Annotated in this window: 8 protein-coding genes; all 8 read left to right on the forward strand. The window is 39.3% G+C overall.

All coding sequences use genetic code 11. The features are described 5' to 3' along the window. Positions 1–12: 12 nt before the first annotated feature. The 8 genes from SLH51_RS04280 to lonB all read left to right on the forward strand — a co-directional run bounded on the left by SLH51_RS04280 (position 13) and on the right by lonB (position 11,377). Positions 13–1,560, forward strand: coding sequence for a 2-isopropylmalate synthase (locus SLH51_RS04280; protein WP_335959365.1), 1,548 nt, complete (start codon positions 13–15; stop codon positions 1,558–1,560). A 17-nt stretch (positions 1,561–1,577) separates the two neighbouring features. Then, positions 1,578–2,669 (forward strand): 3-isopropylmalate dehydrogenase, encoded by a 1,092-nt coding sequence (leuB, locus tag SLH51_RS04285; RefSeq protein WP_335959366.1) that lies wholly within the window; start codon positions 1,578–1,580, stop codon positions 2,667–2,669. Positions 2,670–2,761: 92 nt separating this feature from the next. Next, on the forward strand, positions 2,762–4,180 hold the full coding sequence (leuC, locus tag SLH51_RS04290) for a 3-isopropylmalate dehydratase large subunit (protein ID WP_335959368.1): 1,419 nt from the start codon (positions 2,762–2,764) through the stop codon (positions 4,178–4,180). An 11-nt stretch (positions 4,181–4,191) separates the two neighbouring features. Further along, the gene (gene leuD / locus SLH51_RS04295) at positions 4,192–4,770 is read left to right on the forward strand and encodes a 3-isopropylmalate dehydratase small subunit (protein WP_335959370.1); all 579 of its coding nucleotides are present in this window, start codon (positions 4,192–4,194) and stop codon (positions 4,768–4,770) included. A 334-nt stretch (positions 4,771–5,104) separates the two neighbouring features. Beyond that, positions 5,105–6,163 carry a tetratricopeptide repeat protein gene (locus SLH51_RS04300; RefSeq protein ID WP_335959371.1) on the forward strand — a complete coding sequence of 353 codons (1,059 nt, stop codon included), beginning with the start codon at positions 5,105–5,107 and terminating at the stop codon, positions 6,161–6,163. A 109-nt stretch (positions 6,164–6,272) separates the two neighbouring features. Beyond that, on the forward strand, positions 6,273–7,565 hold the full coding sequence (tig, locus tag SLH51_RS04305) for a trigger factor (RefSeq protein WP_335959373.1): 1,293 nt from the start codon (positions 6,273–6,275) through the stop codon (positions 7,563–7,565). A gap of 664 nt (positions 7,566–8,229) precedes the next feature. Further along, positions 8,230–9,504 (forward strand): ATP-dependent protease ATP-binding subunit ClpX, encoded by a 1,275-nt coding sequence (gene clpX / locus SLH51_RS04310; RefSeq protein WP_335959375.1) that lies wholly within the window; start codon positions 8,230–8,232, stop codon positions 9,502–9,504. Between the two features lie 208 nt (positions 9,505–9,712). Beyond that, the gene (gene lonB, locus SLH51_RS04315; RefSeq protein ID WP_335959377.1) at positions 9,713–11,377 is read left to right on the forward strand and encodes an ATP-dependent protease LonB; all 1,665 of its coding nucleotides are present in this window, start codon (positions 9,713–9,715) and stop codon (positions 11,375–11,377) included. The last annotated feature ends 61 nt before the right edge of the window (positions 11,378–11,438 follow it).

Raw genomic sequence — 11,438 nt, forward strand, 5'->3', positions numbered from 1 at the left:
GGAGTGGTAGTAGTGCGGAAGATTAATGTTTTCGATACCACGCTACGAGACGGAGAACAGTCTGCTGGTGTGAACTTAAACTTTCAAGAAAAGCTAGAGATAGCAAAACAACTAGAGCGTTTGGGTGTTGATATTATTGAGGCTGGTTTTCCGGCCTCCTCTCAAGGGGACTTTGCTTCTGTTAAAGCAATTGCTGATACGGTAAAGGGAAGTTCGATTACAGGCCTCGCCCGTTCACTTGAGCGTGATATTGAAACAACTTGGGAAGCACTAAAAGAAAGTGCTGAACCGAGAATCCATGTTTTCATTGCCACATCTCCTATTCATATGGAATATAAGCTGAAGATGACACCTGAGCAAGTCATTGAAAATGCGGTTGCGGCTGTGAAATTAGCAAAAACAAGATTTCCGCAAGTTCAGTGGTCTGCAGAGGATGCAAGCCGTACTGAGTTACCGTTTTTAGCGAAAATTATCCGCGCTGTTATTGATGCAGGTGCAACCGTCATTAACCTTCCAGATACAGTTGGATACACGACCCCTTATGAAATTGGTCAAATGTTCCGTTATGTGTCAGAAAATGTACCGAACATCGATAAAGCGATTCTTTCTACACACAATCACGATGATCTTGGAATGGCAGTTGCGAATTCCCTTGCAGCGATCCAAAATGGTGCTGGTCAAGTTGAATGTACAGTTAATGGAATTGGTGAACGTGCTGGTAATGCTGCTCTTGAGGAAATTGCTGTTGCACTAAACATTCGTCAAGATCATTACAAAGCTGATACAGGACTTGTTTTAAAAGAAATTAAACGAACAAGTTCTCTCGTTAGTAAATTGACTGGTATGGTTGTACCTAATAACAAAGCTGTTGTTGGTGCTAATGCTTTTGCACATGAATCAGGAATTCATCAAGATGGTGTGTTGAAGAATAAAGAAACGTATGAAATCATTACGCCTGAACTTGTAGGAGTATCTTCTAACAGAATGGTCCTCGGCAAGCACTCAGGACGTCATGCCTTTAAGGAAAAGTTAGTTGAACTTGGTTTTAATGGAACAGATGAACAATTACAAAAGACATTTGTTGCCTTTAAAGATTTAGCTGACAAGAAAAAAGATATTACAGAAGAAGATTTATTTGCTCTTATGACAGAGGCAACGGTTGGATCGGCAATTGCTCATTATGAACTTGAAACATTACAAGTGAACTATGGAACAACCAATATTCCAACAGCAACTATTACAATGAAGTTGCCTACTGGTGAAACGGTTCAAGAAGCTGCAACTGGTTCGGGTAGTGTAGAAGCGATCTACAATACACTTGAACGTGTGATTGATGAACAGATTTTATTAATGGACTACCGAATTCAGTCAACAACAGCTGGTCGCGATTCTCTAGCTGAAGTGTATGTTACAGTTCAATACGACGGAACAGAATCATCTGGTCGTGGAACAGCTCATGATGTGTTAGAAGCGTCAGCTAAGGCATACATTAATGCGGTTAACCGTACAATTAATCGCAAACAATTCAATGAACAACGAACAAATACAGTAAAGATATAACAAGTGGGAGGAAGATCATGAAAAAACGGATTGCTATTCTCCCTGGTGATGGTATTGGACCAGAAGTATGTGACGCTGCTACCAAAGTATTAACTGAAATCAGTCGTTTGTATAAGCATGAGTTTGAATTTACGTACGGCGATCTTGGTGGTGTTGCAATTGATTCTTCTGGTACTCCATTACCAGAAGAGACTCTTTCAATTTGTAAACAAAGTGATGCTGTCTTACTCGGGGCAGTCGGTGGACCGAAGTGGGATACACTTCCTGGAGATAAGCGGCCAGAAAAGGGATTGCTCGGTTTAAGAAAAGAGTTAGATCTTTTTGCGAATTTGCGTCCTGTTACTATCTATGATGCTCTAGCTGAAGCATCACCTTTAAAGGATGAGATCATTCAAGGGGTTGATCTTGTTATTGTTCGGGAATTAACCGGAGGACTTTACTTTGGTGAACCTCGTGAACGCCGCGGTGTTGGAGAAGAAGAAGTGGCTGTTGACACCCTTGTTTACTCTCGAAAAGAAATTGAACGCATCGTCCGAAAAGGATTTGAGTTTGCGGAAGTTCGTGGTGGTGCATTAACATCTGTTGACAAAGCAAATGTTCTAGAATCAAGTAGGTTGTGGCGTGAAGTTGTTGAAGAGGTCGCAAAAGAATTTCCTGAGATCTCTTACAGCCATATGCTTGTCGATAATGCAGCAATGCAACTCATTCGAAATCCGAAACAGTTTGATGTAATTGTCACAGAAAATATGTTTGGAGATATATTGAGTGATGAAGCATCAATGATTACTGGCTCCTTAGGGATGCTGCCATCTGCGAGCTTAAGTCAAGATGGTCCAGGGTTATTTGAACCAATTCATGGATCGGCTCCAGATATCGCTGGAAAAGGAATTGCTAATCCGTTAGCAACACTTTCATCTGTTGTCATGATGCTAACTTATGCATTTCAGATGACCGATGAGGCCCAAGCTCTTTCAGAAGCGATTAATGATGTGTTAGAGAATGGTTACAGAACAGCAGATTTAACGCAAGATGAAAAAACGGCCTTATCAACAGTTGAAATGACTGAAAAAGTGATTGACGCGTTAACAAAAAAAGTAGTCATATCGTAATCAAAAAAAGATGACAACGATGATGAACTACATTATCGTTGTCATTCTCTTATTCTATAACAAAAATTATTAGTGACTAGGAGGAGTGAAGAATGGCACCTAAAACGATCATTGAAAAAATTTGGGAAGCTCATGAAGTAATGCAAGAAGAAGGAAAGCCAAGTCTCCTCTATATTGATTTACACATGGTTCATGAAGTGACCTCCCCCCAAGCATTTGAGGGTTTAAGGCTCGCGAATCGCAAAGTAAGACGACCAGACTTAACGTTTGCAACGATGGATCATAATGTTCCAACGGTAAATCGGTATGATATAACTGATCAAATCGCAAAAACTCAAATGGAAACACTTGAGTCAAATTGCAAGGAGTTTGGCATTGAACTTGCTGATTTAGAACACCCGGAAAACGGTATTGTTCATGTGATTGGTCCAGAGCTTGGCTTAACACAGCCAGGCAAAACAATCGTTTGTGGAGATAGTCATACATCAACACATGGAGCATTTGGAGCATTGGCCTTTGGTATCGGAACGAGTGAAGTAGAGCATGTTCTTGCTACTCAAACGCTTTGGCAATCACGTCCAAAGACATTAGAGGTTCGTGTTACTGGGAAACTCTCACCTGAACTTTCAGCAAAAGATGTAATTTTAGCGATTATTGCAAAATTCGGAGTAGATGTTGGTACGGGTTCAGTCATTGAGTTTACTGGTGATGCGATTCGTGGAATGACAATGGAAGAACGTATGACAATTTGTAATATGTCTATTGAAGCAGGAGCCAAAGCTGGTCTCATTAGTCCGGATCAAGTTACATTTGATTACTTAGAAGGACGTGAAAAGGTTCCTTCAGGCGATGCGTTTGTTGAAACGGTAGAAAAGTGGAAGCAGTTAGCGACTGATGAGGGTGCTACGTATGACCGCGTCGTTACCATCGATGCGTCTGAAATTGAACCGATGGTAACTTGGGGAACGAATCCTTCACAAGGTGTCGGTATTTCTAAACTGGTTCCCGCGCCTACGGACGGTAAAACAGATACTGATCAACGAGCTATTAAACAAGCGCTAGACTATATGGATTTAAGTCCGGGTACTCCAATATCTTCCATTGACGTTCAACATGTCTTTATCGGATCCTGTACAAACTCACGACTAAGCGACCTTCGGGCAGCAGCGAACGTTATAAAAGGAAAAACGGTTGCTAAGCATGTACGAGCGCTCGTTGTACCAGGATCTCAAAAGGTAAAACAACGTGCTGAGGCAGAAGGGCTTGATCAAATATTTATAGATGCTGGGTTTGAGTGGCGTAGTTCTGGATGTAGTATGTGTTTAAGCATGAATCCTGATGTGGTACCTGAAGGAGAACGCTGTGCCTCAACATCCAATCGAAATTTCGAAGGGCGCCAAGGAAAAGGAGCGCGTACGCACTTAGTAAGTCCTGAGATGGCAGCAGCAGCAGCGATTGCTGGACATTTTGTTGATATTCGTGAGTTCAAGTTACAGCATGTATCAAAGTAAGGAGGAAAACGATGGAACCAATTGTAAACCTTAAAGGGACAGTTGCGACAATGGACCGAGTAAACGTCGATACGGATCAAATTATTCCAAAACAGTTTTTAAAACGTGTGGAGCGTACCGGTTTTGGCCAGTTTTTGTTTTTTGATTGGCGTTTTTTAGCGGATGGGAAACCAGATCCTAAATTTGAATTAAACCAAAAGCATAATCAAGGAGCATCAATTTTAGTAGCTGGTCATAATTTTGGTTGTGGATCATCTCGAGAACATGCACCATGGGCGTTGCATGATTATGGGTTTAAAGTGATCATAGCACCAAGCTTTGCGGATATTTTTTACAATAACTGTGTAAAAAATGGAATGCTTCCAATTCGATTAGATGAGACAAAGGTGCAACAACTCTTAACTAAAGGAGCAAATGACACTTATCAGCTTAGTGTAAGTTTAGAAAATCAGAAGTTAAGCGGAGACGGCTTTGAGGCAACATTCTCAATTGATCCTTACTGGAAGGAAATGCTTCTAAATGGTTGGGATGAAATCGGATTAACACTTCAATATGACAAAGAAATTGAAGCATTTGAACAAAAAGCATAAGCAAAAGGGTAATTCTAGGAATCATTAGCTATGAGTTTATGACTACGGCTACTGAGGACTTGGAGTTACCCTTTTGTCATGTCTATAAGCATAGATTGTAATGCCATGGTGGACCTGATAAAATTAAAGGAATAGCTTGAATGATTATTCATTAAAGTTAGTTGTAAAAATAGGATAAATAATTCTATGGCTTATTCAACTATTTTTGTAAAAAAGTATTGCCCTGCCTCGCCCGTTCCATAGCTGATGGAAATGAAACTGACGTATTCCTGGTGAGTAGGTGATTGGTTGGGAGGTCAGAAAAACTCATGAAAAAAAGAGTGGAGCGGTTCCAGTGGATAAACGAAAGCAGCAAATTAATAAGAAGGTTATTTTATACCCTGGTCTTGTAAAGCGTCTCATTGAGAAAGGAATGGATGCTTTAAAAAATAAGGACGGAAAAGCAGCTTATGAATTCTTCTTATCAGCAGAAGAACATGAGCCTGAGCATCCTCAAATATTGTTTGGCAAGATGTTAAGTCTAGTCGAGTTAGGAAGGTTAGAAGAGGCGGTTCAACATACGAATGATTTACTGAAAGAAGGGATAGGAGAATATTTTGAAAATCTCCAAGTACATATATCATTGCTTGTCCAGTTAGGGAGATATCAAGAAGTTGTTGATATACTTGATGCAGTCTTATCGGAAAATCAATTTCCATCTCAATACGCAGAATCCTTCTATCAGTTGCTACATTTCAGCCGTCAAATGGTTGGTGACCAAGAGTGGCTTGCTCAAACAGAATTGAAAGAAGAATCAATACCAATAGAAGTAACCAATATGCTTCAGGCAGATTCATTGGAACTTCAGTCTAAAGCGATTCAGCACTTGAGGGAACTAGAAGGTCAGGAATCTATGAATGAACTAGTTCAATATTTACGTTTAAAAGACCGTGATTATGTTTTGCAGAGTATGGCGTTACAAGCTTTGCATGATAAAGACTGTAATGAGACAATACATATTACGAAACAGGGTAGGGAAATGGATGTCACACCCAGTGAACTTACTCATGTTTACCAACAAAAATTTCATAATGAAATTCTAGCATATTTAAGTAATCATCTTGAACCTAACGATCCATTACTATACGAATTAGCGAAGCAACTCAGTTGGACTCATCTTTGGTCGCTTTATCCTTTCTTACCTGAACCAGAAGATTCTAAACTTTGGGCACAAGTCTTTCATTATTGTGCAGCAGAGAGAATTGGTTTAGAAGATGAAGTAGTGCAATTAGAAGAAGAATATCAATTTAAGTTGAACTTTTTTATGGAGAAAGTGGTAGAAGTAAAAGAATTAGAATCGTCTGTTTATCAAATAGATCAAAATCATATGATTAATAAGGATGTTGATAATTAGTACTACTTGAAATGGACAAACGTTATGTTATACTAGAGTGGTTGTCAAAGATAATAGAAGAAATCTATCATTCGGAAACGAAGATGTGTATAAGTTGGAGGGAAAGTAAATGACTACAAAATGGGAAAAATTAGAAGGAAATGAAGGCGTCCTAACAGTTGATGTAGCAGCTGAAAAGGTAGATGCTGCTCTTGAGCAAGCTTTCAAAAAAGTGGTAAAAAAGGTGAATGTACCTGGATTCCGTAAAGGAAAGGTACCTCGTGGTATGTTTGAAAAGCAATTTGGTGTTGAATCTCTTTACCAAGATGCTCTAGATATCTTACTACCAGAAGCATATGCTGCTGCAATTGCCGAAACAGGAATTGACCCTGTAGACCGTCCTGAAATTGATATCGAAACAATGGAAAAAGGAAGCACTCTAGTATTTACAGCAAAAGTTACTGTTAAGCCAGAGGTTGAACTTGGAGAATACAAAGGTCTTGAAGTAGAAGAGCAAGATACAACAATTACTGATGAAGATGTTGATGCTGAACTTAAGACTTTACAAGAGCGCCAAGCAGAGCTTGTTGTAGTAGAAGACGGAGCAATTGAAAATGGCGATACTGCTGTATTTGATTTCGAAGGCTTTGTTGACGGTGAAGCATTTGAAGGTGGACAAGCAGAGAACTACTCACTTGAAATTGGTTCTGGTCAATTCATTCCAGGCTTTGAAGAGCAATTAGTAGGTTTAAAAGCTGGAGAAGAAAAAGATGTGGAAGTAACATTCCCTGAAGAATACCATGCTGAAAATTTAGCTGGTAAGCCTGCAACATTCAAAGTGAAAGTTCATGATATTAAGCGTAAAGAGTTACCAGCTCTTGACGATGAGTTTGCAAAGGATACAAATGAAGAAGTAGAAACTTTAGAAGAGCTTAAGACTCAATTAAAGGAAAAGCTTCAAAAAGATAAAGACCATCAAGCTGAGCATGCAATTCGTGATACATTAGTAGAAAAAGCTGCTGAAAATGCAACAATTGAAATTCCTGAAGCAATGATTAATACAGAAGTAGACCGTATGCTACAAGAATTTGAGCAACGTCTTCAAGCTCAAGGTATGAACCTTGAAATGTATTTCCAATTCTCAGGACAAGATGAAGAAGCAATGCGTGAGCAATTTAAAACGGATGCAGCTAAGCGTGTACGTGTGAACCTTACACTAGAAGCAATTGCAATTGCAGAAAATCTTGAAGCAACAGATGAAGATGTAGACAAAGAAATCGAAAAAATGGCTGAAATGTACCAACGTTCAGTTGAAGAAATTAAAAATATTTTTGCTGCTCAAGGTGGACTTGAAGGTATTAAAGGTGACCTTAAAATCCAAAAAGCAGTTGAATTTCTTGTTGAAAATAGCAAAAAAGCATAATAACTCCAGAACAAGGCGCGAATTATTCGCGCCTTGTTTTCTTCAAAAAAAGATATGATTCCTGTTTTTTTAAAAGGTCGGGAGGCGATGAATGGTGTCGTTGTTTTTCCTTTTTTGTTCAATAGTTTCAGAAATGATCTTATATTAAGCATGTAAGCACATAGCTTATTATCCCACGCACATGTATGGAGTTTGAAGGAATTGAACAAGCTGATTAAAGGGACGGGCACGAACATGAGTAAATAGGGAAATGATTTTTTGTACAAGAAAAAGGATTTTTATCACTTTATCTTGAATGTATAATCAATCCATACATAAAATGAAGTAATCATACTTGATTGCTTGTCTTCTATGTCTTAAGACAAATCTTACATAGGTGAAGAATGTTCTCATGGAGGTGAAATCGCTAAAGTATATTGGTCGGATCCTGAATGTTCGACTGCAATCGATGTTGAGCGTTTCACGTAACTAGAGCAATAAGGGTTTTCTTTATGGTTCTCATCGTAAATGTGATACAATGACAAAACATACGATTGTTCTAATCTGAAAGTATTAGCTAGTAAAATGTTCATAGTTATTTGTATTGTCGTGTCCATTTTTAATTGCCTTATTTAGGCAGAGTTGCTTGAGGATGGTACAATATTTACTAAGGGGTGATGATTGGATGTTTAAGTTTAATGAAGAAAAAGGACAACTCAAGTGTTCTTTTTGTGGAAAAACTCAAGACCAAGTTCGAAAGTTAGTTGCTGGACCTGGTGTGTATATATGTGATGAATGTATTGAATTGTGTACTGAGATCGTCGAAGAAGAACTAGGTACGGAAGAGGAAGTAGAATTTCAAGAAGTACCAAAGCCAAGTGAAATTAGACAAATCTTAAATGACTATGTCATTGGTCAAGATCGTGCCAAAAAATCGCTATCGGTAGCGGTTTACAATCATTATAAGCGTATAAACTCATTATCACGTTCTGATGAGGTGGAACTCGCGAAAAGTAATATTTGTATGATCGGGCCGACGGGGAGCGGAAAGACTTTACTCGCACAGACTCTAGCCCGTATTTTGAATGTACCGTTTGCGATTGCAGATGCTACTTCTTTAACGGAAGCTGGTTATGTTGGGGAAGATGTTGAGAACATTCTACTGAAATTAATTCAGGCTGCAGACTATGATGTTGAGAAAGCAGAAAAAGGGATTATTTACATCGATGAAATTGATAAGGTTGCTCGTAAATCTGAGAACCCTTCAATTACACGTGACGTATCAGGTGAAGGGGTTCAGCAGGCACTTCTAAAAATTCTAGAAGGTACGAGCGCAAGCGTACCACCTCAAGGTGGGCGTAAACATCCTCATCAGGAATTTATTCAAATTGATACGACAAATGTTCTCTTTATTTGTGGTGGAGCATTTGATGGAATTGAGCAAATTATCAAGCGTCGTCTTGGTAAAAAAGTAATTGGGTTTGGATCTGACGTTAAGCAAGATGATTTGAAACCAGGTGAATACTTAGGAAAAGTGTTACCAGAAGATTTGCTTCGTTTTGGCTTAATCCCTGAATTCATCGGTCGACTTCCAGTTATCTCGAGTCTTGAGCCGCTTGATGTAGATGCTTTGGTTGAAATTTTAACCGAACCAAAGAATGCACTAGTGAAGCAGTACAAGAAATTACTTGAACTTGATGAAGTAGAGCTTGAATTCACAGATGAAGCACTTAAAGAAATTGCCAATAAAGCGATTGAACGGAAAACAGGAGCACGTGGATTACGTTCGATCATTGAAACGCTAATGCTTGATGTGATGTTTGATCTACCTTCACGAGAAGATATTGTGAAGTGTATTATTCATGATAAGTGTGTAACTGAAAATGAGTTACCGACTTTATTAACGGCTGATGGGCAAGAAATGAGCTTGTCTAAAACAGAACCGAAAGAAAGTGCTTAATTACACCAAGGCTGACTCGGATACCGGGTCAGTCTTACTTTTTTTGTAGTTGTGTGCGAGTCTGAGACGGTTTTACATAAGAAGTTTGGCTCTTAGTTTAAAAGGGGAGGGATGAGCTCTCCAATCTTTCTCAAAACTTTCTTTGATTAGTGTTCTTTTTCCCGGTCATACTAAAGGAAAGAAAACACTACTTCTGGGGGGTTTCATCATGAACTGGACAGGAATTGCTTTGGTGATCCAACTTTTCTTTGGGGTCATCATTGGTGTATATTTTTGGAATTTATTAAAGAGTCAACGAAATCAAAAAGTGTCAATCGATCGTGAATCACGTAAAGAGATGGAAGAATTACGAAAAATGAGAGCCGTCTCCCTGAGCGAACCATTATCTGAAAAGGTTCGTCCTATGACATTTGCTGATATCGTTGGACAAGAAGAAGGTATCAGATCTTTGCGCGCTGCATTATGTGGGCCCAACCCACAGCATGTGATCATCTATGGACCACCTGGTGTTGGAAAGACAGCAGCAGCTCGCCTCGTTCTAGAGGAAGCAAAGAAAAATGCGCTGTCACCCTTTTCACAAAAAGCAGTATTTGTTGAACTTGATGGGACAACAGCTAGATTTGATGAAAGAGGTATAGCAGATCCTTTAATCGGCTCTGTGCATGACCCTATTTATCAAGGGGCAGGGGCAATGGGCCAAGCAGGAATTCCACAACCGAAACATGGAGCTGTGACAAAAGCACATGGTGGAGTTTTATTTATTGATGAAATAGGTGAATTGCATTCGATTCAAATAAATAAACTGTTAAAAGTGCTAGAAGATCGAAAAGTATTTCTAGAAAGTGCTTATTACAGTGCAGAAAATCAACAAATCCCTAGGCATATTCATGAAATTTTTCAAAAAGGGCTACCAGCTGACTTTCGGTTGATTGGTGCAACAACAAGAACACCAGATGAATTGCCGCCAGCCATCCGGTCTCGTTGTCTAGAGGTGTATTTCCGAGCGTTAAAGCCAAAGGAAATTATTCAAATAGCTGAAAAGGCAGCGGAAAAAATAAATTTCAGGACCGAAGAAGGAGCGATTGAACGAATTGCTAAGTATGCGACAAATGGTCGTGAAGCTGTTAATATCGTTCAAATTGCAGCTGGACTTGCTACAGGTGATAATAGAGAAGAAATTACGTTGGAAGATGTGGAATGGGTCCTTCATGCTAGTCAAATTGCACCTAGACCAGAGAAAAAGATTTATCATGAATCTGCAGTCGGACTTGTTAATGGACTTGCTGTTTATGGTCCGAACTTAGGTGCTTTACTTGAAATTGAAGTGAACGTAATTGATAATCCAGGCAAAGGATCTGTTAATATTACAGGGATTGCTGAAGAAGAGAGTACTGGAAATCAAATGCGCTCAATTAGAAGAAAAAGCATGGCCAAAGGCTCTGTTGAAAATGTTGTGACTGTTCTAAGACGTATGGGCATTCCAACTCAGGACTATGACATCCATGTGAATTTTCCAGGGGGAGGTCCAGTAGATGGACCATCTGCAGGTACAGCCATTGCTACGGGGATTTATTCTGCTATCCGTGGTGAAAAAGTTAAGAATACAATAGCGATGACTGGTGAACTTGGGATTCATGGGAAGGTAAAGCCAATTGGAGGCGTTGTAGCTAAAGTTGAAGCAGCTAAAATGGCTGGTGTCAAAATGGTTATCATTCCGAAAGAAAATGAGCAAGCTTTGCTGCAAAAAGTAACAGGCGTTGAAGTGGTGGCGGTTGAGCATCTTGATGAAGTTCTAGAACTTGCAATTGAACAAGAGGAGCAAGAAATTATTCCAGCAAGTACCGATCTGAACACATCCATCGCGCCGGTTTAAATTAGACAAACATATGGCGATAAGATAAAATTGAAAAAGATCAATTTTAATCTTTACTAAA

Source organism: Halalkalibacter kiskunsagensis (assembly GCF_037027555.1).
GTDB classification, from domain to species: Bacteria; Bacillota; Bacilli; order Bacillales; family Bacillaceae_D; genus Halalkalibacter; species Halalkalibacter kiskunsagensis.

Bases quoted from the DNA above. Each gene is read 5' to 3' on its own strand.
- leuB (WP_335959366.1), top strand. From the start codon at position 1,578: ATGAAAAAACGGATTGCTATTCTCCCTGGTGATGGTATTGGACCAGAA.
- leuC (WP_335959368.1), top strand. From the start codon at position 2,762: ATGGCACCTAAAACGATCATTGAAAAAATTTGGGAAGCTCATGAAGTA.
- leuD (WP_335959370.1), top strand. From the start codon at position 4,192: ATGGAACCAATTGTAAACCTTAAAGGGACAGTTGCGACAATGGACCGA.
- tig (WP_335959373.1), top strand. From the start codon at position 6,273: ATGACTACAAAATGGGAAAAATTAGAAGGAAATGAAGGCGTCCTAACA.
- clpX (WP_335959375.1), top strand. From the start codon at position 8,230: ATGTTTAAGTTTAATGAAGAAAAAGGACAACTCAAGTGTTCTTTTTGT.
- lonB (WP_335959377.1), top strand. From the start codon at position 9,713: ATGAACTGGACAGGAATTGCTTTGGTGATCCAACTTTTCTTTGGGGTC.